Below are 25,286 nucleotides of genomic sequence, written 5' to 3'. Positions count from 1 at the left end.
CCTTAGAGAAATTCGTAAGCCTTATTAAAAAAATATAAACTGCAAATCAGATTAATTATTAGAATTTATGTGACTATTCGTCATTAATATTTAGAATTATTTAAACTGATCCTAATTATTTAATTAAGTTCTTTCTTCGTAAAATAAATGGTTTTGTAACTTTAGAGTTTGTACTGTAAATGTATAATTTAATCATATTCTAACACAAACACACAGAAAATAATGCAAGAAAAGAATCTTAAATTTGCTGCCTTTCTTCTCATCTTAATGGGAATGATTGGTCATGTGAGTGCACAGAAAGATGCGCGTTTGATGCGATATCCTGATGTGAATAAAAACCTAATTGCTTTTGTCTATGCTGGCGATATTTGGTCGGTAGATTCAAAAGGTGGAGACGCAACTCGATTAACGTCGCATAAGGGAATGGAATTGTTTCCTAAAATTTCTCCCGATGGAAAATGGATTGCTTTTTCGGGGGAATATTCTGGATCTCGTCAAGTATATGTTATGCCTGCCGAAGGAGGAACACCTCGTCAGTTGACTTATTATAACTCAGTTGGTTTAATGCCACCTCGTGGTGGATTCGATAACGTGGTTTTAGATTGGACTCCAGATAGTCAATCGATATTGGTTCGTATGAATCGGACACCTTTCGGTGAAAGAAATGGAACATATTATAAGGTGAGCTTAAAAGGTGGTCTTGAACAACCATTACAGATTACCGAAGGTGGAATGGGCGTATTTTCGCCTGATGCTAAGAAAATGTGTTTTGCTCCAATTAGTAGAGAATTTCGAACTTGGAAACGCTATAAGGGTGGACGTGCTGCTGACCTTTGGATTTACGATTTAGAGAAAGATCAATCGGAGCGTATTACAAAATTTGTAGGAACAGATCAAATACCATCTTGGTATAAGGATGCGATTTACTTTGCTTCCGATCGTGATTTGAAGTTGAATATTTATAAGTATGACATTCCAACTAAGAAGATCACTCAAATGACCTATCACAAGACTTTTGACGTGATGTGGCCTTCAGGAGAGAATGGACAAATTGTATATGAAAATGGAGGGCAATTATTTAAGTTGAATCTAGAAACTGGTAAAGAAGAGCGTGTTATCGTTAATATTCACTTCGATAATCCGAACATTTTACCATATTATAAGAATGTAAAAGATTTTATTGGAGGCGTTGCCGTATCTCCTTCAGGTAAACGAGCTTTATTCGATGCTCGTGGCGATATTTTTTCGGTGCCAGCTAAAAATGGACCGACTCTAAATTTAACTCAGACTCAAGGTGTACGTGAAACAGCTCCAACTTGGTCGCCTAATGGTAAATACATTTCTTATTATTCTGATGCAACAGGTGAGTATGAGATCTATTTGCTTGAAAATAAAAAAGGGGCTAAAGCTAAACAAATTACTTCTGGTTCATCGGCTTGGATGTACAATGCTAAATGGTCTGCTAATAGTAAGTACCTTCTGTATTTTGACCGTACTTTAAAACTTAATTATCTTGATGTTGAGAGTGGAAAAGTGAAAGTTATTGATACAGCTAATCGTAATGAAATTAAAGAATATAATTTCTCTACAGATTCGGAGTGGGTTACCTATTCAAAAGAAAGCAACAATAGTCAATCTGCCATTTGGGTTTATAACCTAAAGAATGGAAAGAATTCTAAGTTGACAAATGATACTTTTAGCGATTCGGAACCTGTTTTTTCTCAAGATGGAAATTTCATTTTCTTTTTATCTAATCGCGATTTTAATTTGGATTTCTCAAGCTTCGAATTCAACTATTTATACAATAATGCGACTCGTATTTATGCGATTTCATTAAAAAATAATGGACCTAAACTTTTTGCTCTAAAAAATGATGTTGAAGAGGTAAAAAGTGATACCAAGGAGAAGGCTAAGGAAAAAGAAAATAAGGCTCAATTGAAAATAGATATTGATTTTAAAAATATATCAAATCGTATTTCAGTATTTCCATTGTCATCTGGTAATTATAGCAATTTAACTGCAGTTGATGGTGGTATTCTTTATGCTACTAAAAGTGAGTTGCACCATTATGATATTGCTAAGGAAAAAGATGAGGTTATTCTAAATCGTGTTTCTGATTATTCCTTATCGGGTAATGGTGAAACAATTATTTACCGAGCAGGTTCTATTTATGGTATTATTAACATGAGTGCAGGGCAAAAAGTAGGAGATGGTGAACTTGCTTTGGATGGTTTAGAAATGAAGATTGATCCGAAGAAAGAGTGGAATCAGATTTATGTAGATGGATGGCGAATTTTTCGTGATTACTATTATGTTGCTAATATGCAAGGTGTAGATTGGGCTCAAATTAGAGCCAACTACAACCAATTGATGCCTTACGTTAGTCATCGTGCAGATTTAGACTATATTCTTGGTGAAATTATCTCGGAAACGAATACCGGACATGCTTATGTGAATTATGGCGATTTTGAGAAAGTGAAGCCAATAGAAACAGGTTTGTTAGGAGCTAAAATAAAAGCAGATACTAAATCAGGAAAATATATTATTTCTAAGATTTTTGAAGGCGAAAATTGGACGCCTAATCGTAGATCTCCACTAACAGAACAAGGTGTAGATGTGAACCAAGGAGATTATCTTTTGAGTATAAATGGTCATGAGTTGAATCTAGATGAGAATCCTTACATGTATTTGGAGAATACGCTGGGTAAGACGGTTGAAATTACGGTTAATTCTAAGCCTAGTATAGAAGGTGCAAGAACTTATACCATAAAACCGATTGGTTCAGAAATTGAGCTTATGTATTTGAATTGGGTGAATGAACGTCGTGAGATGGTAGACAAGTTATCTGATGGTAAAATTGGTTATATCCACGTTCCTAATACGGCTGTAGAAGGTAATCGTGAATTACACCGAGGTATGTATGCTTATCACGATAAAGAGGCTTTAATTATCGATGATCGTTATAATGGTGGAGGGTTTATTCCCGATCAGATGGCTGATTTATTGGATCGTAATGTGCTTTCGTATTGGCATCGTAGAGGTTTAGAACCAACGCAGACTCCAGGTATTGCTCATGACGGACCAAAAGCGATGTTGATTAACCATTATTCTTCATCAGGAGGAGATGCTTTTCCATACTATTTTAGAAAGAAAGGACTTGGAAAGCTTATTGGTACGCGGACTTGGGGCGGACTTGTTGGTATGTCGGGTAATGCTGGATTAGTTGACGGAGGCTATATTGCCGTTCCTCGTTTTGGTATTTTCGATGAAAATGAGAAATGGATTATCGAAGGTATTGGCGTTTATCCAGATGTTGAAGTTTATGATGAACCAGATAAGGTTGCAAAAGGAATTGATCCTTCAATTGAGAAAGCTGTTGAAATGCTTTTAAAAGAATTGAAAGAGAATCCAAAGAAGAATATAAAAGCTCCTAAAGAGCCAAATAAATCTAAATGGATTGAAGCAGATGTGAAGTAATCATTTTTGATACGATATAAATTAAGGCTGTTTCGAAGAGAATCTATTTGGGTTTTCTCTGAAATAGCCTTTTTTATTATCATGATTTAGAAAAAACGGTCAAGTTTAACTTCTTCGTTAATTTCAGCGAGTGGATTTTCTAATAATTGGAGCATTTGTTCTGAAAAATAAGGCGCTAGCATGACGCCTTTAGTCCCAAGTCCATTAAATATAGCCAAGCTATCATTTTGAGGATGAACTCCGAGAATGGGACGTCTATCTTTTACGGTAGGTCTAACACCAGCCCAATGATTTACAACCGTATAGTCTGTATCAATTAGTTTATCCAGCTTTGTAAGGAGTTCTGATTTACCTTCTTCACTTGTGTCCTCATTTATAGTATCCCATTGATAAGTTGCACCAACCTTAAAGCGTTTTTGTCCAAGAGGTAGTACGAAGAGATTTTTATTTAGGATGAAATCTTCACTCAATGCATTGGATTCAATTTCTATCAGTTCACCTTTAGTTAGATAAAAACTCCCAGAAGGGAAGAGTGGGTTTTGTGCATCCTTATAGCCTTTACAGAAAATAATTTTCTCTGCAGACAGGTTTTTCCAATAAACAGACTTGTCTTTAAATGTGACATCCTCAATTTTAAGATGATCCTCGATAAGGTAATTATGCTGTTTAAAGAAGTTGCGCATGGCGTGAATCATCATGCTTAAATTACAGGAACCCGTTTGAACAAGTGCTCCATAATGCTCAATAGGTTTATATCCTTCTAGCTTTAAATTATCATCGAGTCTATCAATATAATGATTCATTTTCCCTTGTTTTATTCGTTTTTGCCACATGGGAATATCTTGCTCAGCTAAAGGTTTAATCATCTTTTTTTGTTCGATGAATTTTATAGAAAGCATGTTTTCCATTTCAGTGTATGTCTCATACATTATTGGGAAAAGGGTATCAGCCATCCAACTTTTTGTGAGGCGTTTAAAAACGAGAGGATTAATCAGTCCTGCTGCAATCTCTGAAGCTGACTTTAAACTTGGATCGACAATGATTTTGAAAGGAATATTATTCTTGTGCATTTGGTAGGCAAGGAGCGTACCAGCTAGGCCTTGACCTACAATGATATATTTGATCATATTTTAAACTTGATTTACTCAAATATAAAGAATCTTATTTTTGAATTCCACTCAAAAGCTTGTTATAGGCTTATTTAGAATGTAGAACTAATCTGTTTTATGAGATTTACGCGGAGAAATTATTTCCTTATTTAAGATCTTAAATGTTGCTGAGATGAAGATTAACAGGTGTTTAACAATTATTACTTTTACTTATATAAGAATACAAGTATATTTAAATTCAATTTAAATAATAAAATATCAATAAATTAAGATACAATGAAAATAAAGAAAATATTATTAGGTTTTGCATTTGTGATGGGCGTATTATTAATGAACACCACAGCTTTCGCTCAAAAAAGCATGAAACTAAAAACTGACGAAAGTAAAGTTGAATGGACAGGTAAAAAAGTGACTGGAGAACACACTGGTTCTGTGTTATTGAAGTCAGGCGTACTTATAATGGAAGCCAATAATATTATTGGTGGCGAATTTGTGATGGATATGAGTAGTATTACAAATAAAGATATTACAAATGAGAAGTATCGTGGAGATCTTGTTAAGCACTTAAAATCACCAGATTTTTTTAGTGTCGTAAAGTTCCCTGAAGCAAAGTTTGTTGTTACAGGAAGTGAAATAGGAAAAGATGGAATGCTTTTGGTTAATGGTGTACTTACTATTAAAGGCATTACAAATCCATTGAAATTTGGAATTGATATGCATAAACATGGTGAATCTTATCACATGAGTGGAATGATGGTTATTGATCGTACCAAGTATGATATTAAGTATGGTTCAGGATCATTTTTTGATAATTTAGGAGATAGAACAATTAGTGATAATTTTGAACTTAAATTTGACTTGATGTTTTAAATATCAGATTTGATAGTACAAAGAAAACGCCACATTTACATGTGGCGTTTTTTGTTGCTTGAGAATTTTATTCTCAAAAAATATCGACTAGAAAGAATATGCAATTTCTAATTCAATTTGACTCATTTCAAGTTTAATTATTTGTGATGGATCCATTTGATTATATCCTTTAACTGAATTTGCAGGAGCATAAACAAATGCAAAATGTACAGCGTTCCCTTTATCACTTAATACTTTAGAACAACCTAGAGTTATGTGATCTTGCATAACACCAGGGGCTAGAATATTAAACAACACTTCTGATTCTTGAATGGGCTGATCACAATGTGAGTAACCCGCTCTTAAAGTCCAAGTATCAATTCCAGCATATTCTGCACCTATCTTGTAAACATTGATATCTTCCCAACCAAAACCAGATCCGTTATCATTACCTAATTGGGATGTGAAATTCATGTTATTAGATACAGCAGCAACGTCAGTATAGTTAATACGCTTGAAGTCGGCAGCAAATACCCAATTTTCATTAGCCTCATAAGCCAAACCTACTGTCCACGTTGATGGAATATCGAAATCTCCTTGCTCAGCAAAAAGACCAGCATAATCGTCAAATTCACTCATATAAACCTTAGTTTGGTAACTAGCACCAACACTTAATTTATCTGTTAGTTGACCTAAGTAACCTAATTTGAAACCCATACCAAAAGAACTATCATGACCATTGTCTGATAATTTTGTAGCATCACTAGACATCCCCGCAAAAGTGGAGATGCCTTTAGCTTCAAAATATTGGTAAGCGGCAATAGCAGTTATCCCAAAGCTGTGTTTTTCACTTACTTGGTATGCATAACTAAAATTTAAGAATAATTGGCCCAAATCAACTCCTGTATCAGCATCTGGCATGCCAAAAGTTCCATAACCATTTTTAGGAGCATAATCCGTATTCATTCCCCCATTACCATACATGGCAACAGAAAAACTACTTTTTTCGTTAAGCATCCAGTTAGCTCCAAAAGTAGGCATAAAAAACATTTTACTATCACTTTCTACTGTTCCAGGGGCTAGACCAAAGGTGTTTGGCATACCAGAAGGATTACCAGTTACTGTATACTCACGGCTAGGGCTAAACATATTAACCCCAAATTGGTATTGTCCACCCAGTTTCACTAAAGAAGCAGGATTTCCATTAATAAGCGAATTTTTGTACCATGCAATACCTGCACCAGCCATACCTTTGTTTTGAGTACCATACGCAAGGCTATAGTAACCATCGGTTGCACTTGCTGTTTGTGACGAAATAATTCCAACCGTAATAAGGGATACTGAAATTAATAATTTGTATTTTATTTTCATAAGTGTAACTATCTTAAAATTTAATTTATTCTTATCAATTACTATAACAAAAGCATTTAGAAACTTATTTAAATGTTTTTAAAACAAATATGAGGATGTGAATATTATTATTTGTGTGTTGGAGTGTTCTGACAGTGAGGTGTATGAGTCTTGTTTTTCTTTTGTGGAAATAGCTTATTTTTATTTGGTATAAATATAAACAATTTTTTTGAAGGAAGGTGCTTTGTTTGTATTATCGAGTTATTTTTTTTCTGTGAAACTCTCTAAAGTTGCTTTTCGCTGAATTTTTCCAGTAAGCGTTCTTTTGAAATTAGAAAGGAAAATAATTTCGCGAGGAAACTGAAATTTTTCCAGATGAGGTCTTATTTTATCTGAAATCTTCTTTTTTAGCTCTTCTGAATTAGTTTGAGACTCAATTAGTAAAATCATTTTTTCACCCAAATGTTCATCAGGAATACCAATAAAGAAATAAGGCTTGTTAATGTATGGACTTAGTTTTTCTTCTATTGTTTCTGGAAATAATTTTATACCTGCAGAGTTAATGACATGATCATATCGCCCCAACCATTCAAACTCCGAAGAGGATATTAGATTAACAATATCATTAGTAATGATTTCTTTATTGAGTAGTTTTTGAGCCTTAATTTTTAAACAATCTCTATCGTCGGTAGAAAGAGTAACTCCATTTAAAGCTTTGTAGGTATTTGACTTGTTAGGTCCATTCAAAGTCCTAAGAGCAATATGAGAAAGTGTTTCTGTCATTCCGAAACTAGAGAAGAATTTAGACTTCAGTTGATCCAATGTGAATTCTAAGTTCTTATCAACAACTCCTCCGCCAATAAGTATTGTTTTTACTTTCGCTAATTGCTCTTTGTACTGTATACTATTTGAAACTTGGAGAGGAATCATTGCAGCAAAGTCAATTTCAGTATCAAGCGTTTCTATGGGATGTCCATATGGCTTAACACAAACCAAGTTCATTTGCCAAACAATTGCTCGAACAATCATCATTTTACCTGCTATAAACTGAGGAGAGAGACATAGTAGAGCATTATCTTCTTTTTTAAATTTGAAGAATTCACCTGTCATCTTTGCCGACTCGATCATTTTTGCCTTCTCAAGCAGAATAATTTTAGGAGAGCCTGTAGAACCCGATGTTTTTGCTTTCACTAGCTTATCCTCATTTACCCATTCTAAAATGAAGGTATAAATATCCAATTGCCATTGTTCAGTCGATGTTTTTATTCCATCTTGGCAAAATACGATGAGTTTACTTTTATTGACTTGAGAAAAATTAAGCTTTAAGCTTTTCATTGAGATCCCATTTTTTAGATTGATTGTAAACTAGAAAACCATTAGAAACTTCAAGTGGAGACTCTATATTATTGGTGTAGAGTAGCCCTGTACCTAAACCTTGTGGCATTGGGTTATTTAATGTAGATACCCATTGGGCAATAGCATTTAAGCCAATATTAGACTCAAGTGCCGATGTTGCCCACCATGGTGTTTTTGAATCATTTGCAATATCTATCCATTCTTGACTTCCTTTAAATCCGCCGACTAAGCTTGGTTTTAAAATGATGTATTGAGGTTGAATTGTTTTGATTAGTTTAACTTTATCAGCAAATTTATAAATCCCAATTAGTTCTTCGTCAAGAGCAATAGGTAGTGGGGTTTCTCTACAAAGTTGAGCCATATTTTCCCAGTTCCCTGCCTTTATAGGTTGTTCTATTGAGTGAATGTTGAATTTGGCAAGTGTCTCTAATTTATACATTGCTTCATCAGGGTGAAAGGCTCCATTTGCATCAACTCTAATTTCTATTTGTTCTGAGGTGAACTTTTCCCGTATTGACTTTATAATTTCAATTTCTTCGTCGAAGTCAATTGCTCCAATCTTTAGTTTTATACAATCATAACCCGTATCAATTTTTTCTTGTACTTGCTCTTGCATATAGGTTTTATTACCCATCCAGACTAAACCATTGATTGGAATTCTCGATTCAGTATTCGTAAAGTCTGAGTCAAAAAGAAGACGTTTACCACCTTTAAGTAAATCTTTTAATGCCATCTCGAATCCAAAATAGATGGATGGCCACTCAATTAAATCATTCTTAAAATAAGTTTTAATTTGATTTATATTTTCACAAACCTCAGCAATCTTTTCTTCGTAGTTTTCTCGGTCATCAGGGCTTAATCCTCTAATAATTGAACATTCTCCCAATCCTTTAATTTCAGGATTCTGATTGTCCCATACTCGTACAAACCAAGATTCTTTTATGTTGAGAATTCCACGAGAAGTACCACTTGGTCGTTTAAAATTTAAAGGATAATAATGAAAATCAGCTACAAGCATAAATCGAAAAATATAAGTTTTATAAAAGAGTTCCCAAACCAAAACTAAGACTGAAAAAGAAACATGAGAGTGCTAGGATTTTTAATTCGGGATCTAAATCGCGAGGATTTTTATTGGTTAATACTATTTTGATATTACGCAAAATCAGTGGAAAAGTTAACAAGTAGATAAACTGATAAATTGAAGCGTAATTGAGTAGACTATAAAGGATAGCAAATAGCATTGCTAAAGCTAAAATAATAAGATGATAATTTTTTGCCGCCTTTGATCCAATTTTTACAACAAGTGTCTTTTTTCCTGTTTGAGAATCATTTTCTATGTCTCGTAAGTTATTTAAATTGAGCACACCAGTGCTTAATAGACCAATTGATGCTGCTGGCAATAGAATATCCCATTGTAAATAGCCTGTATGAAGAAAATAGGAACCTAAAGTACCTACCAAGCCAAAAAAGATAAATACAAAAAGATCGCCAAAGCCCATGTAACCGTATGGATTTTTTCCGATGGTGTAATTAATAGCTGCAAGTATGGCAAGAATACCAATGGCGAAAATAATAAGGGCTTGTTGTAGAGTTATAACTTGAGCAGCTTTGTATATTAAAAATGAACCACTAACTAAAGAAAGCATAATGAAAACATAAAGCATGTTTTTCATTTCCTTTTTGCTGATAATACCACTTTGAATAGCTCTTTCAGGACCGATACGCTCATTATTATCAGCACCTGAAATAGAATCTCCTAAATCGTTTGCCAAATTGGAAAGAATCTGTAAAAATAGGGTGGTTAATATGGCTAGGATAAATATATCAGAACTGAATTTATTATCTGATGCAGCAACCAAACTTCCTAGAATAATACTAGAGAGGGATAATGGTAAAGTTCTTAATCTAAAGGCATGAATCCATGCTTTGGTTTTACTCATAATTAAACTATTTTTTGAGACACAAATTTAACCAATTTAAAATAATGCTTTAGGATATTCGTGTCAAATTTCAACAAAAGGTTTAAGTGTCTCATGTAAAAGGTTTTGCTTAGGTATTTTTTATTTCGTAACTTTTATTTTGTAGAAGGTATTTAGATTATAATTCTTCTGCTTTAGTAGGTTAATTTCATATTTTAAAATAACAGTAACAATGAAAATTTTCAGAGATTTTGAAGAGATAATAGATTTCGCAATTGAGAGAGAAATGGATGAAATTCAATTTTATTCGAAGTTCTCCTTAACAATGGAAAATGAAAATTTGAGGCATTTGTTCCGTAATATAAGTCTAGAAAAAGTAGCTAAAATTATTCAGTTAGAAAATATGAAGAAGATTGGTGTCCTATTAGATATTGAGAGTATGCCAGATTTAAAAATTGCAGAAACTTTTTCTGATATTGATTTTACTAGAATTAATTTATCTTACAAGGAGACTCTTTTGATGGCTATGAATAAGGAAAAAGAAAAGTTTATTCTTTATCAGGAATTAGCCGATTATATGACTAGCATGGAGTGTAAACAAACCTTATTAAATTTGGCAAATCAGGAAGCTTGTCAAAAACTAAAGTTGGAAATAAAGTATGATGAGTTTGTTATGTGTGCCAATTAGAAGATCTACGTATGTTTAGTATCCATTAATTAGAATTGTTATGGAAAAATATAATAGTATAGATGAGGTTCTAAATTTTGCTATTGAGCAAGAACAGGGTGAAGTGGATTTTTATAACGAATTGGCTGATAAAATGAGTATTCCCGAAGTGGAAGATCTGTTTAGGGATATTGCTATTGAAAAGCAGAATCATATTTTAAAGTTGGAGGCTATACGCATAAGTGGAAATTTTGACCATCACTCCTACGATCAGATTAAAGAATTGAAAACAGACCATTACATTGCCGATGTGGATTATTCAAATGAAGATCCCAATTATCATGATGCATTAATCATGGCAATGGAGAAAGAGAAAGCAACTTTTATGTTTTATTGGGATTTGGCTGATCGGGTAACATCGGCTGACCTACAAGATCTATTCTATATGCTTGCTTTGCACGAAGCTAAGCAGAAGATTATAATGGAAATTCAATTCGATAAAGAAGAACGGGAGCAGCTTGAAGATGATTAAAAACACGGCATGAAATTTAAGATAGCCTCACTCAATGTGAGGCTTTTTTTGTTAATGATTTTCTCTTCAACATAAAATGATTAGTTTTGACATTGTACTTTACAAACATCAATATATATGCGCTTAAAATTTATAAGCATCTTTATTTTTTTAATTGTCTTATTTCCTAATTTTCCTGCATTTACTCAAATTTCTCATGGAGGTTCTCCTTATTTTAAATCGAGAGCTAATCAAATGAAGTTTGAGACATTTTTGATGCCTATTAATGATATGCGCAATATTAAAATGAAAAGTTTTGATGAAGGGAAATCCAGATTGAAAAATGCAAAGTTTGCTTATGGTTTTACGGTAAATAAATCTATTGATAATGCAGGTAAGTGGACGTTAATTCCTAGTGGACAACGCATCTGGAATTTGGCAATTACTTCGCCAGGAGCTTATTCTCTTAGTTTGGTTTTTGACAAGTTTCGTTTGCCAAAAGGAGGACAGTTATTTGTGTATAACTACACTTCCGATAGAGTTCTAGGTGCATATACCGAAAAAAATAATAAAGATTCAGGATGCTTTGCAGTACAGCCTTTAGCAGGAGAAGATCTTATTATTGAATATATAGAACCCTTAAATCCTGAGTTTGAAGCTGAACTTCAATTGGGAAAAGTGTATCATGATTTTAAGAATGTATTTCGAATTCTAAAAGAGAAAAGCTCTCTTACAAAAAGCTCATCAGGTTCTTGTAATGTGAATATAAATTGTCCTGAAGGTTTGAATTGGCAAGTTGAGAAGAGGGCAGTGTGTCACATTACTTACGGTGGTTATATTGCATCGGGTACCTTAATAAATAATACTAAGAAAGACGGGAAACCATATATTCTTACTTCATATCACGTTATACACGACGAGACGATAGCCGAAGAAGCCATCTTTTATTTTAATTACGAATCAGAAACATGTGAAGGTACAAGTGGAACAATGGATCAATCTATTTCAGGGTCGAGTGTAATCGCAACGACAAATCATCTCGATTTTTCTCTTTTGGAGATGAGTTCTATACCTCCAGCAATATATCAAGTATACTATGTCGGCTGGGACAGATCTGGCGAAGTGCCTAGTCAAACGGTTTGTATTCATCATCCCAATGGCGATGTTAAGAAAATATCTATGGATTATGATGCGCCTGTAACAGGTTCTTATGCCGATTCAGATTACACTTTTGATGAAAATACGCATTGGCATATTTTAGACTGGGAATTGGGAACGACTGAAGGAGGTTCGTCAGGTTCTCCCTTGTTTGATACAAATCATAGAATAGTGGGAAATCTTACTGGTGGTGATGCCAATTGTTCTAATTCAGTCAATGATTATTTTGCTAAGTTTTCTTCAAGTTGGGATACCTATCCTGCAAAGGAAAATCAGCTTAAATATTGGTTAGATCCCGAGAATACGGGTGTTCTCGTTTTGGGTGGTTATAATCAGTCTATTCAGATTGATAAAAGCATTACATGTGTGGACGCAGATGTTGAAGTATTTTTTAATATTGACATGGATTATGATACTTACTCTTGGAATTTTGGAGTTGATGCAAATCCATCTACAGCTACGACTAAAGGACCACATACCGTTCAATATTCTTCACCAGGAGTGAAAACTATTAGTTTAACCTATACCAAGGATGGCGAGAGCAATAATGAATATTCTAGTTTGATTGTTGTTAGTGATACAAAACCTAATTTTAGCTATTTATTTAAGGATAAGAGTTTTGATTTTAGAGATGCATCTGAAAATGCAGAGTCATATTTATGGAATTTTGGTGATGGTGAATCATCAGAATTGATGAATCCAAGTCATGTGTACAAAAAATCAGGGAAATATCAGGTGAGTTTAACAACAAGTAATGTATGTGGTGATGAAAATCTAATACAAACAGTAAATACAAGTTATGATTCTGAATTAGAGATTTATCCTAATCCAAGCAAGAATGTGAAAACTCGTGTAGATTTAAATGCGGTGTTATTTAATCGAATTGATTGGTGGTTGTATGATACGAGAGGAGCACAGCGATTAAATGGTTTCGTTTCTCAATACAACTCATTTATCGATCTAGATTTAAGACCATTTCCATCTGGTTTGTATATTCTTAAAATGGATATTGATGGTTCAATTGTAACGCGAAAAATTACGATACTTAAATAAAAATTTAGGCAGATATTCATTTAGGAAATATCTGCCTTTTTATATTCTATAAATGGTTTATTAGATCAGTAGCTTTGCTGATAATCAATTGTGCACCACTGGCTTTTAATTCATCGGCACTACGGAATCCCCATAGTACTCCAACTCCTAACATACCTGCATTTTTTGCAGTTTCCATATCTGCTTCTGAATCACCTACAAGCATCATATCTTTAGGCGTAAATCCCATTTTTTCAGCTGCTAATAATGCGCCTTGAGGATTCGGTTTTCTATTAACGGTAGAACTCGTTCCAGTAGCAAAAGTGACATTCCAATTGGCTAGAAGAACTTTTATAACTTTTTGAGTTAATTCATCAAGCTTGTTTGATAAGACAGCAATCTTAATGTCCCTTTCTTGAAGAAGATCAAGTAGATCTGCTATTCCAGGATAAAGTTTGGTTTTATTAATACAATTTTCGCCGTAAATAGCGAGCATTCTATTTGCATTTTTGGTAAAAGCATCGCCTGTTCTTAAATTTTCAGGTAAGGCTCTTTCAATAAGTTTGTGTATGCCGTTTCCTGCGAATTGTTTGTATGTATCTATGTCGTGAACAGGTAGATTTTGCTCTTTTAGAACTTGATTCATAGATTCTGCCATATCAATAGCAGAATCGGCAAGAGTACCGTCTAAATCGAATACGATTCCTTTTATATTCATTTTATCTATTTGGTGTTTATTTCAGGGGTTTCTAAAACGGAACAAATATCGTTATGTTGGTTTTATTTACAAAAGGATTTTTCACGAAATTTAGATTGGATTAATTAAAATAATTAATTTCTATTTCCGGATGTCGAATTGAGCTTAATCAAGCATTATCACTGTAAAGAATTTTATAAATTGCAGAATTATTATATATGAAAAAAGAGCTGACTAATGTCCAAGGAAATTTATTTAATAAGTGCTTGTTTACTGGGAGTTAATTGTAGATATAATGGTGCTAGTAGTCGAACTGATGAGTTTAAAAATCTTCTTGATTCAGGACGTTTAATACCTGTTTGTCCTGAGGTATTAGGTGGTCTAGATACGCCTCGTGAACCATGTGAAATTATTAAGCAAACTAATTGTTCTTTAAAAATTATGAGCCAAAGAGGACTCGATTGCACCACTGAATTTAGAGAAGGAGCTCAAAAGGTTCTAGAAATGGCTAAGATTTGTCATGTTAAAAAAGTGATTTTAAAGGCCAATAGTCCTTCATGTGGAAGTGGTTATATTTACGATGGAACATTTACCGGAAAACTGATTGAAGGATATGGAGTTACTTCAAAATTACTTATTGAAAATGATATTCAGGTTTATAATGAGGTGAATTGGAAAAGCGGTGAATTTATTTAATTATGATGTTTATGTTTTCTTCTTTTATTTAAAAAATAAATCTCTTGTAACTTGCATGTTCAGGTTGAAAATATTTAAATAATTGAGATAATTAATCATTAATTTAACGGGTTATTTAGGTGTTAGCCTGATTGATTTTGTACATTTACATAGAGATTCAAAATTATAATAGATAACTTGAAAAAAATCTTTTGTTTTTTATTATTTTCGGAAAATATTTGAGGAAGGCATTTGATTTATAAGTTGAATTCGGATCCGTTAAAAACGAACATTATATAATAACAAACTATATATTATAACTAACAGATTTATACAAAATACGACAATGACTAAAATGAAAGCTTTAGTAAAATCCAAAGCAGAAAAAGGCTTATGGATGGAAGAAGTTGATGTTCCTAAAATAGGCGTTAACGATGTTCTTGTAAAAATTAGAAAAACTGCTATTTGCGGTACCGATTTGCATATTTATAAGTGGGATGAATGGGCTCAGAATACCATTAAAACAGGAATGATTATTGGTCATGAGTATGTTGGTGAAGTTGCTGAAATAGGAGCTGGTGTAACTGGTTTTAAAATTGGTGATCGTGTAACAGGTGAAGGTCATATTGCATGTGGACACTGTAGAAACTGTCGTAGAGGTCGTAAGCACGTTTGCGAAAACACAGTAGGTATTGGTGTTAATATCGATGGTATTTTTGCTGAGTATGCTGCTATTCCATCATCGAATTTGATGAAAATGAGTGATCAGATTGAAGATGAATTGTTAGCGATTATGGATCCATTTGGAAATGCGACTCACACAGCTCTTTCTTTTTCTGTAATTGGCGAAGATGTACTTGTTACTGGTGCAGGACTTATTGGTTCTATGGCTGTAGCTATTGCGAAATTTGCTGGTGCTCGTTACGTTGTGGCTACAGAAACAAATCCATACAGAATTGAGCTAGCTAAGAAAATGGGTGCAACTCGTGTTGTAAATCCAATGGAAGAAAGTCTTGATGATGTGATTAAAGAGTTAGGAATGATTGGTTTCGATATAGGATTGGAATGTTCAGGTTCGCCTGCAGCTTTCAACGATATGTTGTCTCATATGTATAATTCAGGTAAAATTTCATTATTAGGCATATTACCATCACATACTCAAGTAGATTGGAGTAAAATCATATTTAAAGGTCTTCAGTTGAAAGGAATTTATGGTCGTGAAATGTTCGAAACATGGTATCAAATGGAGCAAATGTTGATGAGTGGGTTGGATCTTTCTCCAATGATTACACATCGATTTGATGCTGTTGATTTCCAAAAAGGTTTTGATATTATGGAAGCAGGTAACTGTGGTAAAGTAATTTTGAATTGGGAATAATCTCAAACTAAATATAGTTTAAAGCTCAGCATTTTGCTGAGCTTTTTTTATGCATATACCCTTTAATGAGTTTCAAATATCTTATGGATAACGAAATATATATAAATTTTTAATCATCATAAGTTTCTGTAAATTAAAGTTTAGTAAAAAATAATGGAGTTTGTTCACTCAGGTGCTTATTAGATTACTTGCATATTCATATAGCTTTCTTACTTTTATAAACTTAATATGGATGTACAAGAACAAGATATCATAAGAAAATTTAAACGTGGGGACGAATCTGGTCTCCGCCTCTTGTTCGATTTATATTATTCACCTCTTTGCTTATTTGCCTACAAATATTTCGATTCTTACGATAACGCTGAAGATATTGTTCAGGAGGCTTTTATCACTTTGTGGGAAAAAAATAGAATGATTGAATTTAAAGGTTCTGTTAAAGCTTACCTTTTTAGTATTGTTCGGAATAATTCGATTAATAAAATAAAGCAAGACAAAAGGTTCCGATTTGAAGATGTCGATAGTCAAGCTTATACTATTATTGAAGATAAATTTGAATCTGAAGATCTAGAAGAACGCAAGAGAATGCTGTATCACGAGATTGGTCAATTACCCGCTCAGTCTAAAAAAGTATTTGAGGCTATTGTTTTTGAGAAAATGAAATATGCTGATGTAGCAGCTGAGCTTGATGTTTCAATTAATACCGTAAAAACGCATTATTCGCGTGCACTTAAACAACTCCGCTCTTCTATGGATGTCCTTATCATGATCATGTTGCCTTAAAGAAGGTATGGAAAGTCAAAGAGTAAGACATTGGTTGCATAAGTAAACCTTCTACTTTAACGAATTTCTTTTTTTTTAATTACGAATTACGGTTTGAGCATATTTTGCTCATTGAGCGGAGTCGAAATGGAGAAATGTTTGAAACTCCTAAGACTCGTGGGGAAAGTAAAAGAGTCTAAAAGTAAAGATACTGATTCTCCCATCAGATAACCGATAACTGATAACCGACAACAATAAGCACCAACCGATATTTGACAGCAAAACACCAATTAGCCCAAATCATTATTTCCTCACACTTATAATTCTCAAATAGAGTTTTCAACAACCTTAATAATCATTGCCTTAAAAGATAATTTGCAAAAACATGCAAAAACTTGTCACCCATTTTCATTTTTTTCACTTCTAAGATTAAACGAAGGCTAAAAAATGAAATTTTCAAAAGAACAAATTATAAATCTAATTGCTGCATATCATCAGAATACAATTTCTGATGAGGGAGTTCAAAATTTAAGAGAATGGATGGATATGAATCCTGATAATTCTGAAGAATTTGCGAACTATTTGGCTTTGTTGAAAGAAAGCCAAGCTATTAGCCAGATAAATAAGGTCGATGAAAATCAGGCTTGGAGCAAGATTTATTCTTCTCTAAGTAAACCTGCTAAGAAAAACAAATCAAGAAAGATACAAATGTGGTTGCCATATGCTGCGGCTGTCGTAATTGTATTTGTAGTGAGTTATTTTATGCTGTATCAAGTTACGAGCGATTACGATTTTAATCAAAACTATAATTTCGCTGAAGTTTCAAGTGTTGGTTCGAAAAAAGCCATTCTTACATTAGATGGAGGTCAAACGTTGATATTAGAAGAAAGTTTGACTGACATGTTTTCCGAAAAGGATGGAACAAGGATTGAAAAAGATTCTTCGAACACCCTTAAATATGCGACTAATATAAATAAGGGTAGTCTGTTAATTTATAATCGCATTGATATTCCCCGAGGAGGAGAATATTCTTTGATTCTGGCTGATGGCACAAAAGTTTGGTTGAACTCGCAATCGACCTTTAAATATCCAGTTCAATTTGTAGGAAATACACGCCGTGTTGAATTAACAGGTGAAGCTTATTTTGAAGTGGCTCATAATGCTAACAAACCGTTTTTTGTAAAAGCTGGTGATACAGAAGTTAAGGTGTTAGGAACAAAATTTAATATTTCTTCCTATACTGATGAAGAGTATATCGCTACAACCCTTGTTGAAGGAAGTGTACAGGTTAGTAACTTGGGACGTAATGAGTTATTGAAGCCAGGTTATCAGGCTGTAGTGAATCGAGCAGGAGGTAAGTTTCATGTACAGGAAGTCAATACAAGGTTGTATACATCGTGGGTGAATGGCGTGTTTGAATTTAAGAATAATTCTCTTGAAGAGATATGTCACCAATTGAGCCGTTGGTATAATGTGGAGTTCTTTTTTACTGAGAAGCAATATCAAAATTTGAGGTTTACAGGAGCAGCAAAACGTGAGAAACCTGTTGGTTTTGCATTAGATATGATTGAGAAAATGGCAAATGTAAAGTTTGCAATTAAGGATGATAAAATAATAGTAGGAAGACCTTCTGATTAAAATAATTTGTTAGCGGACACTAGCAAATAAAAAAAACAGGAAATGCGGACACATTCCCTGTTGAGTTTTAATAACAAACCATTGAATAAATCAATGGAAGTATAAATCTAGACCCTAAAGTTATGAAAAAAAAACTAAAATGGCGGTTGTTATCACCAACCATCAGAAAAACATTGCTCATTATGAAGCTAAGTTTAATTTTATTTTTTGCATTTAGCCTGCAACTGTCTGCATCTGTGCTTTTAGGACAGCAGGTAAGCATTCGTACCGGAGAAGCATCTCTTAAATCTGTTTTGGAAGATTTGAAAGAGCAAACTGGTACCTATTTCATGTACAATGAACAAGATATGGATTCGTCTATTCTTGTAGACTTGGATATGAAAGATGCAAGTTTAGAAGAAACGCTTGAGGAAATATGCAAACAAGCTCCTTTTACTTACGAGATTATTGAAGATTTTGTGGTGTTTACTAAAAAAGCACCTACAAAATTAAAAAAAGAAGTTAAGCAAGAGAAAAAGGAACTTAATGGTACTGTTACAGATGAAGATGGTAACACACTACCAGGTATCCGTAGTAGTAAAAGGTACAACAAATGGTGCTGCTACTGATATTGATGGTAATTATGTAATCAGCTTTGACGGAGAAAATATTGTATTAGTATACTCCTTTGTGGGAATGATTCCACAGGAAATTGCTTACACAGGACAAGACTTACTAAATATCTCCTTGAAGTTGGATTCGGAAGTTATGGATGAAGTTGTCGTGACTGGTTACCAAACTATTTCGAAGGAAAGAGCTACAGGTGCTTTTGTAACATTGAATAGTGAAAATGTTAGCAACAGCCCGAATGCTGAAATCGGTGATAATTTAGAGTCATTGGTTGCTGGTATTCAGACACGAGTTGATGAGGATGGAAATACAAGAATTGCCATTCGTGGAGAATCCTCTTTAACTCAAGATTCACCTAATCCTCTAATTGTAGTTGATGGATTTGCTATTGAAGGTGGTTTTGAAACCATAAATAGGAATGATGTTGAAAAAATGACCATTTTGAAAGATGCTGCAGCAGCCTCTATTTGGGGAGCAAAAGCAGCTAATGGGGTTATTGTAATCACGACTAAAAAAGGAACTCGTAAAGAGGGAATACAGGTTGAGGTTGAGGCATACACTAAGTTCAGTGAAGATGTCGATCTAGATTATGCCAATCCTATTGCAAATTCGGAATCTCAATTGAAGTATGAGCAAATGTTATGGAACCAAGGCTATGGGCAAGTTTCAAATGGAATATACTCTTTAGGTCTAAATAAGACTTTGGGACACGATCAATTTGAATTGCAACAGGCAGAATATATTAATAATGGTGGTACTGGATTGGCCAATTTTACTTTGGATACTCCCGAGTTACAAAGCTTAATGAAAGAATCTTATAAGAAGCAGGTTAAGGATTTAATGTTACGTAAAGCTTCATCTCAAAACTATAATATCTCTTTAAGAGGACAAGGTGAGAGAAATAGGTATTCACTATCTGTAATGTACAATAAGAGCAATGAAGTGATGAAAGCAGATGATAATGACAATGTTTTGATCAACTTCAGAAATATCATGAAAGTAAAAGAGTGGTTAACTTTCGATTTGGCTGTTATGACTCAGATTAAAAATGAGAAAAGTGGTGGTGTAGGTCTATCTAGTATTAAACAAATGTCTGCATACGAAACACTATTGGACGAAAATGGTGATTATGCACATGTTAATTCGAATGAGACGGAAGGATCTCCTAGTACTTATAATACGAATGTTCTGAATCAATTATTAACAAACGTTGATGGTTTTCCATATGATAACTTTGTTAATAATCCATTGCAGAATATGAGATCCCAAAGTTTCAAAACGAAAACTTTAAATCATAGAATTAATGGAGGTTTGAATGTTAAGATTTCTGATGGGATAAATGTAAAATCAAGTGTGCAATATGAGCGTGGAACTATAGCTACCAAAAATATTTATGGAGAAGATTCATATTTTACCAGAAAGTTAATAAATGGATATGCAATTACCGACTATGATGAATTGGTTTTAGGTAATCCTTATACCATTACTAAGTATCAGGTTGCAAAAGGCGAAATTGCTTATATTAAAAATACGCAGACGAGTTCTCTACTTTTTAGAAATCAATTTAGTTTCGATAAAACCTATGGTGATCATAGTTTAAATTTTATTGCAGGAACAGAGATTAGTTGGAATAAGCAAGAAACTAAGGATGATTGGTTGTATGGATACAACGCAAGAAATTATCAGAATAGTGTACCCGATAAATACAGTGGTTTATCAGGAGCTTTTAGTCCATCTTATTCTACTTATAATCTTGATAGAGGTGGGGAAATGACTTATCTAACACAGAAGAATTTCTCCTTGTACTCAAATATGGCCTATACTTATAAGGATAAATATACTTTGAGTGGTAGTGTGAGAACAGATGCATCAAATCTTATTGTTGATGATCCTAAGTTTAGATATTCTCCTTTCTGGTCTGTTGGAGGTAGTTGGCAGTTGACAAAAGAAGATTTTATTAAAGATTCTGAGTGGTTGGATCGATTAATATTGAGAGCAACTTATGGTGTGAATGGTAATTCACCAAAGCTATCTGCAAGAGTACCAGTTATGTCATTTAATCCTGGTAATACCCCTTATTCAGGTGCTGGTGTTGATAATGCATCTTTAGTTGAATTGGGAAATCCAACACTGTCCTGGGAAAAAGTAAAACAATTAAATCTTGCTATTGATTTCTCTGTATTAGGGAATAAGCTGTTTGGTAGTTTAGAGTTATACAATAAACGAAGTGAAGATTTGTTGGCAAGAATATCATTGCCATCAACAGATGGTACGGATCGTCAGTTTTTTAATGGTGCTGCTATGGAAAACAAGGGATTTGAGTTAAATCTTAACGGAAACTTAAAAATAGGTAATGTAAAGTGGAGACCGATATTAAATTTCGCATATAATAAAAATAAGGTAACTCAGGTTAATGAGATTAATATTTTGCTTTATCAGATGAGTGACAAACAATTTGTAGAAGGTTATGCCAAATTTCCATTATGGTACTATAAATCGAATGGTGTAAATGAAGCTGGTATTCCTACTGTACTTGGAAAAAATGGATTGATTTACGATGCCAATTCGAACATAAGTAGTACTGGTGTTTATGCTCCAGATCTATTATGGAATGCAGGAACTCGTGTTGCGCCTACAGTTGCTTCTTTAACCAATGAATTCTCATACAAAGGTTTTAGTCTGTTAACCACTATAACGGGTAAGTTTGGACACAAAATGAGAACTGATGGTTTTAGTTATGGAACTAGAGGAGATACCCAGAATTATCATGAAAACTTGGAGGAAATGCTTCTTGGGAATAATGATAAAGTAGGTGAATATTCTCTTCCCGAAGCACAAGTTGCTAATTATGGAACTTATTCAGAATCATCTTATTGGCTACAGTCTAGAATAGAAGATGCATCTTTCATTCGATTTAAAGAAGTGATGTTGTCGTATCAAATGCCACAATCGGTTATTTCAAAAATTGGTTGTTCAGGACTTAAGCTTTATGCTCATGTTAGTAATGTAGGTTTATTATGGACGGCTAATGATGAGGGTATCGATCCTGATTATCCAAAAAATGGAAATTTCTTTAAGCCAGAGAGAACGTACACTTTAGGATTAAATCTTAAATTTTAAATGATGATTGTTATGAAAAAATTAATTTATATATTATTTATTGCTACTCTTCTTTTTACGTCTTGTGATGAGTACTTAGATGAAAAACCAGATAGAAATAAACAAGAAATCGAATACGTCTCTGATATAAATTTACTCTTAGATCAAACTTATGGAGGTTTTATATCTGATATCAATTTCTCGAATACTGGTGGAGATCAAACTTATTATCAAGGCGTATATAATTTCGTTGGTCGTTGGTTATATTTTCCAGATATACAAGAAAGTGTTTGGAAAGATGATATGTCAAGTGTTAATAATAGTTCTTGGACTAATGCTTATGAGGCCATTTGGTTTACTAATTTCGTTATTAATAGCATAGGTAGTTTAGAAGGCGATGCGGATGAAAAAGCAAATTTAATAGCAGAAGTACATTTAATAAAGGCATATAAACAATTCAATTTAGCTCTAAAGCATTGTTTGTATCCATCAAGTGCTAATGCTGAAGAAATGGGAATTCCTTTAAAGAATGAAACTGAATTTGGTCTAACTACAGTTAGAGCTTCTCTTGGAGAAACATTTGAACAAATTGAAGCTGATCTTATCGAAGGACTTAAGATTGATAAACCAAGAACAGATTCTTGGAGAGAGAGTGATGCTTCAGCAGCTGCATTAGCCGCAAGGATTTACTTATATATGCATGATTTTGATAAAGCAAAACAATATGCAGAAAAAGCAGTATCTCTTCATTCTACCATGATAAATGTGGAGAATATTGAATTAAGCCGAACTTATGATGGTACTTATACTGCAAGTACATCAGGTATTCTTGCCTACTCTAAGGAATTTTATTCGAGTTGGGAGAGTCAGTATAAAATTTATTACGATGGTGAAACTGGTTATTATATGACTCCTAGTGCTAATTTATTAGCAGCCTATGAACCAACTGATTTGAGATTGCAATATTTTTATTCTGATGCGCTCTTTAGTACATATTATGGGCTTACAGAGAATAATATGTTATATACAAGAAATGGTACTCTAATGACGGGAACTGATGTTGCTGAAATGTATTTGATTCTTGCAGAATGTGCAGCTCGTAATAATGATTTTACGACTTGCATGCAAAATGTAGAATTGGTTAGAGTGAATAGGTTTGCAGCTGCAGATTATACCAGTTTACCTGTACCTTCATCAGAAAAAGATGCTGTTGAGCTTATTGCTAATGAAAGGTGGAGAGAATTTCCTTTTACTTCATTAAGATGGTACGATGTAAAGCGTTTGAATGCAGAAGGTTTAGTTGATCCAATTATTTTATCAAAAGATTATTTTGAGGTTGGTGAAACGGCTATTGATTTTGGCACTCCTAAGGTTTATACATTAGAGCCAAATTCTAGAAAATACGCTCGTCCAATTCCAAAAGAAGTTATTTCACTTACAAGAGGATCAGTGGTACAAAACACATACTAATCGATTGTATTTTGATTAATAAATGATTAATAAATATAGCCCCCGAAGTGGGGCTGTTTTTTTTACAGAATGAAAAAAATGAAGAAAAATATTTTTGCTCTATTGGGGATAGTAATGCTACTTAGTAGCTGTTCTGAAACTCCCGAAAAGGAAAATAAAACGGTAATCTTAAAAGGATCTATCGTTAATTACGATCAGGATACATTGTATATGAATAATGTGTCTTCTGAACTTATGGTTTTTCAGGAAGAGATACAAGCAATTGAACTGACTGGTAAAACAAATTTTGATTATAGGTTTGACTTAGAAAAGCCTACTTATTTTAACATAGGTAGAACCTTTTTATATCTATCTCCAGGCGATAGTTTAGTTGCCAAACTTGACACAAGAGATCGTTCTTTTGGATCCTTTACAGGTAAAGGTGCCGAGGCAAATAACTATTTAACCAAAACTCCTTATCCAAAAGGAGGTTCATTTTGGGGGGAAAGAGAATTTTCGTCAAAATTTAAAACTTATCAAGATGTTCCAGTAGGTTTTCAGAAAGTTGCTGACGCACGATTGGCTAAGCTAAATAATTTAACTCAGGTTTCAGAAGCGTTTAAAGAGTTGGAAACTGCACGTGTCAAGTTCGATTATGTGAATAGTTTAGAAAATTTATTTTACTTGTATTATCCTAAATTTAGAGAAGGTAAAATGACACAGGAAGAAATGGAGCTTAAGATCGAAGAAGCTAATAAATATCTTACTCCATACAAGAAGCCTTTTTTAGACAATTTTAATGATACTAAATATTTACAACTAGAGGTTTTTCAAAGCCTGTTATATTCATTAAACAAAGATGAGTACAGAAAAGATCTTGACTTACCAATGCTTAGTGAAAAATTACAAGAGTATTTTCTAACGAGTAATTTGGTAAACGAATTAAAATATAATGGTTACTCAAATCAAGTTGGTGAAAAATTAAATAAAGAAGCACAAAAAATAAAAGACCCAACTTATTCGGCCGTGTTGAAAGATCTGCAAAAGGAATACCAAAGTATTACAAAAGGAAATACCGCGTCTGATCTTACATTCACAAAACTAGATGGTAGTACTATTAAGTTAAGCGATTATAAAGGAAAAGTAATTGTTTTGGATTTGTGGGCTACTTGGTGTGGACCTTGCATGAACGAAAAACCGTATTTTGAAGCTCTTGAAAAGAAATATCATGCTAATGAAGATGTTGAAATGATCTCACTATCCATTGATACAGAGGAGAAATGGAAAAGTTATTTTAAGAAACATGACCTGGCTGGTAATCAGTTACAGATCAATAGAAGTCAGCTTAGTAATTATAAGGTTGCTGCAATTCCAAGATTTTTTGTCATTGATAAAAACTTCAAAATAGTTGATGTATATGCACCACTACCATCTTCAGGTGATCTTGAAGTTTTGATTAATAAAACATTAGAGAAATAAAATTCTATGTTTAGTGTTTAGCGGATAAGAAATGTAAACTATCTAGCTTGTTGTAGCATTTTTTCTAAACAAATA

At 33.5% G+C, this 25,286-nt stretch carries 19 protein-coding genes; 13 read left to right on the top strand and 6 right to left on the bottom strand.

Features of this window, described 5'->3' with window-relative positions; translation table 11 throughout:
- Positions 1–222 precede the first annotated feature (222 nt).
- Positions 223–3,477, top strand: coding sequence for a S41 family peptidase (locus tag EMN46_RS06350; RefSeq protein ID WP_229130288.1), 3,255 nt, complete (start codon positions 223–225; stop codon positions 3,475–3,477).
- A gap of 86 nt (positions 3,478–3,563) precedes the next feature.
- Here the strand turns inward: EMN46_RS06350 and EMN46_RS06345 are convergent, their stop codons facing one another.
- Positions 3,564–4,604 (bottom strand): FAD-binding oxidoreductase, encoded by a 1,041-nt coding sequence (locus EMN46_RS06345; protein ID WP_154199907.1) that lies wholly within the window; start codon positions 4,602–4,604, stop codon positions 3,564–3,566.
- Positions 4,605–4,862: 258 nt separating this feature from the next.
- On the opposite strand from EMN46_RS06345, the gene EMN46_RS06340 reads away from it, so the two are divergent.
- Positions 4,863–5,456, top strand: coding sequence for a YceI family protein (locus tag EMN46_RS06340; protein WP_154199905.1), 594 nt, complete (start codon positions 4,863–4,865; stop codon positions 5,454–5,456).
- An 87-nt stretch (positions 5,457–5,543) separates the two neighbouring features.
- On the opposite strand, the gene EMN46_RS06335 is transcribed toward EMN46_RS06340, so the two are convergent.
- The 4 genes from EMN46_RS06335 to EMN46_RS06320 form a co-directional block, all read right to left on the bottom strand.
- Positions 5,544–6,806 (bottom strand): OmpP1/FadL family transporter, encoded by a 1,263-nt coding sequence (locus EMN46_RS06335; protein WP_154199903.1) that lies wholly within the window; start codon positions 6,804–6,806, stop codon positions 5,544–5,546.
- 240 nt (positions 6,807–7,046) lie between these two features.
- Positions 7,047–8,120, bottom strand: a complete 1,074-nt coding sequence (locus EMN46_RS06330; RefSeq protein ID WP_154199901.1) for an AMP-binding protein — start codon at positions 8,118–8,120, stop codon at positions 7,047–7,049.
- Positions 8,101–9,159, bottom strand: coding sequence for an o-succinylbenzoate synthase (locus tag EMN46_RS06325; RefSeq protein WP_154199899.1), 1,059 nt, complete (start codon positions 9,157–9,159; stop codon positions 8,101–8,103). Before EMN46_RS06325 ends, EMN46_RS06330 begins: the two co-directional genes overlap by 20 nt.
- A gap of 19 nt (positions 9,160–9,178) precedes the next feature.
- On the bottom strand, positions 9,179–10,081 hold the full coding sequence (locus EMN46_RS06320) for a 1,4-dihydroxy-2-naphthoate polyprenyltransferase (RefSeq protein WP_154199897.1): 903 nt from the start codon (positions 10,079–10,081) through the stop codon (positions 9,179–9,181).
- Positions 10,082–10,292: 211 nt separating this feature from the next.
- Here EMN46_RS06320 and EMN46_RS06315 point away from each other — a divergent pair, with 211 nt between their 5' ends.
- The 3 genes from EMN46_RS06315 (at position 10,293) to EMN46_RS20285 (ending at position 13,449) form a co-directional block, all read left to right on the top strand.
- On the top strand, positions 10,293–10,748 hold the full coding sequence (locus EMN46_RS06315) for a ferritin family protein (protein ID WP_154199895.1): 456 nt from the start codon (positions 10,293–10,295) through the stop codon (positions 10,746–10,748).
- A 40-nt stretch (positions 10,749–10,788) separates the two neighbouring features.
- On the top strand, positions 10,789–11,259 hold the full coding sequence (locus EMN46_RS06310) for a ferritin family protein (protein ID WP_154199893.1): 471 nt from the start codon (positions 10,789–10,791) through the stop codon (positions 11,257–11,259).
- Positions 11,260–11,376: 117 nt separating this feature from the next.
- Entirely contained in the window at positions 11,377–13,449 is a 2,073-nt protein-coding gene (locus EMN46_RS20285) for a PKD domain-containing protein (RefSeq protein ID WP_154199891.1), read from the top strand.
- A 46-nt stretch (positions 13,450–13,495) separates the two neighbouring features.
- Here EMN46_RS20285 and EMN46_RS06300 read toward each other — a convergent pair whose 3' ends face one another.
- Complete coding sequence (locus tag EMN46_RS06300) at positions 13,496–14,146, bottom strand: HAD family hydrolase (RefSeq protein ID WP_154199889.1); 651 nt, start codon at positions 14,144–14,146, stop codon at positions 13,496–13,498.
- Between the two features lie 216 nt (positions 14,147–14,362).
- Here EMN46_RS06300 and EMN46_RS06295 point away from each other — a divergent pair, with 216 nt between their 5' ends.
- From EMN46_RS06295 to EMN46_RS06260, 8 genes are all read left to right on the top strand, one after another.
- Entirely contained in the window at positions 14,363–14,821 is a 459-nt protein-coding gene (locus EMN46_RS06295; RefSeq protein ID WP_154199887.1) for a DUF523 domain-containing protein, read from the top strand.
- Positions 14,822–15,155: 334 nt separating this feature from the next.
- A complete protein-coding gene (gene tdh / locus EMN46_RS06290) occupies positions 15,156–16,178 on the top strand; it encodes an L-threonine 3-dehydrogenase (RefSeq protein ID WP_154200085.1) in 1,023 nt (340 codons plus the stop codon).
- Between the two features lie 228 nt (positions 16,179–16,406).
- Entirely contained in the window at positions 16,407–16,958 is a 552-nt protein-coding gene (locus EMN46_RS06285) for an RNA polymerase sigma factor (RefSeq protein ID WP_154199885.1), read from the top strand.
- A gap of 426 nt (positions 16,959–17,384) precedes the next feature.
- Positions 17,385–18,575 (top strand): FecR family protein, encoded by a 1,191-nt coding sequence (locus EMN46_RS06280; protein WP_154199883.1) that lies wholly within the window; start codon positions 17,385–17,387, stop codon positions 18,573–18,575.
- Between the two features lie 122 nt (positions 18,576–18,697).
- Positions 18,698–19,183, top strand: a complete 486-nt coding sequence (locus EMN46_RS06275) for an STN domain-containing protein (protein WP_154199881.1) — start codon at positions 18,698–18,700, stop codon at positions 19,181–19,183.
- The gene (locus tag EMN46_RS06270; RefSeq protein ID WP_195715200.1) at positions 19,116–22,304 is read left to right on the top strand and encodes a SusC/RagA family TonB-linked outer membrane protein; all 3,189 of its coding nucleotides are present in this window, start codon (positions 19,116–19,118) and stop codon (positions 22,302–22,304) included. Before EMN46_RS06275 ends, EMN46_RS06270 begins: the two co-directional genes overlap by 68 nt.
- 12 nt (positions 22,305–22,316) lie before the next feature.
- Positions 22,317–23,753, top strand: coding sequence for a RagB/SusD family nutrient uptake outer membrane protein (locus EMN46_RS06265; protein ID WP_195715199.1), 1,437 nt, complete (start codon positions 22,317–22,319; stop codon positions 23,751–23,753).
- A 78-nt stretch (positions 23,754–23,831) separates the two neighbouring features.
- On the top strand, positions 23,832–25,211 hold the full coding sequence (locus tag EMN46_RS06260; RefSeq protein WP_195715198.1) for a TlpA disulfide reductase family protein: 1,380 nt from the start codon (positions 23,832–23,834) through the stop codon (positions 25,209–25,211).
- Positions 25,212–25,286: the final 75 nt, after the last annotated feature.

This window comes from Ancylomarina sp. 16SWW S1-10-2, from assembly GCF_009669305.1.
Lineage (GTDB): Bacteria > Bacteroidota > Bacteroidia > Bacteroidales > Marinifilaceae > Ancylomarina.
The sequence above is the reverse complement of the archived record's forward strand: the minus strand, read 5'-3'. Positions and strand labels throughout refer to the sequence as shown.

Coding starts and splice junctions, on each gene's coding strand:
- EMN46_RS06350 (WP_229130288.1), top strand. CDS start 223: ATGCAAGAAAAGAATCTTAAATTTGCTGCCTTTCTTCTCATCTTAATG.
- EMN46_RS06345 (WP_154199907.1), bottom strand. CDS start 4,604: ATGATCAAATATATCATTGTAGGTCAAGGCCTAGCTGGTACGCTCCTT.
- EMN46_RS06340 (WP_154199905.1), top strand. CDS start 4,863: ATGAAAATAAAGAAAATATTATTAGGTTTTGCATTTGTGATGGGCGTA.
- EMN46_RS06335 (WP_154199903.1), bottom strand. CDS start 6,806: ATGAAAATAAAATACAAATTATTAATTTCAGTATCCCTTATTACGGTT.
- EMN46_RS06330 (WP_154199901.1), bottom strand. CDS start 8,120: ATGAAAAGCTTAAAGCTTAATTTTTCTCAAGTCAATAAAAGTAAACTC.
- EMN46_RS06325 (WP_154199899.1), bottom strand. CDS start 9,159: ATGCTTGTAGCTGATTTTCATTATTATCCTTTAAATTTTAAACGACCA.
- EMN46_RS06320 (WP_154199897.1), bottom strand. CDS start 10,081: ATGAGTAAAACCAAAGCATGGATTCATGCCTTTAGATTAAGAACTTTA.
- EMN46_RS06315 (WP_154199895.1), top strand. CDS start 10,293: ATGAAAATTTTCAGAGATTTTGAAGAGATAATAGATTTCGCAATTGAG.
- EMN46_RS06310 (WP_154199893.1), top strand. CDS start 10,789: ATGGAAAAATATAATAGTATAGATGAGGTTCTAAATTTTGCTATTGAG.
- EMN46_RS20285 (WP_154199891.1), top strand. CDS start 11,377: ATGCGCTTAAAATTTATAAGCATCTTTATTTTTTTAATTGTCTTATTT.
- EMN46_RS06300 (WP_154199889.1), bottom strand. CDS start 14,146: ATGAATATAAAAGGAATCGTATTCGATTTAGACGGTACTCTTGCCGAT.
- EMN46_RS06295 (WP_154199887.1), top strand. CDS start 14,363: ATGTCCAAGGAAATTTATTTAATAAGTGCTTGTTTACTGGGAGTTAAT.
- tdh (WP_154200085.1), top strand. CDS start 15,156: ATGAAAGCTTTAGTAAAATCCAAAGCAGAAAAAGGCTTATGGATGGAA.
- EMN46_RS06285 (WP_154199885.1), top strand. CDS start 16,407: ATGGATGTACAAGAACAAGATATCATAAGAAAATTTAAACGTGGGGAC.
- EMN46_RS06280 (WP_154199883.1), top strand. CDS start 17,385: ATGAAATTTTCAAAAGAACAAATTATAAATCTAATTGCTGCATATCAT.
- EMN46_RS06275 (WP_154199881.1), top strand. CDS start 18,698: ATGAAAAAAAAACTAAAATGGCGGTTGTTATCACCAACCATCAGAAAA.
- EMN46_RS06270 (WP_195715200.1), top strand. CDS start 19,116: ATGAAGATGGTAACACACTACCAGGTATCCGTAGTAGTAAAAGGTACA.
- EMN46_RS06265 (WP_195715199.1), top strand. CDS start 22,317: ATGAAAAAATTAATTTATATATTATTTATTGCTACTCTTCTTTTTACG.
- EMN46_RS06260 (WP_195715198.1), top strand. CDS start 23,832: ATGAAGAAAAATATTTTTGCTCTATTGGGGATAGTAATGCTACTTAGT.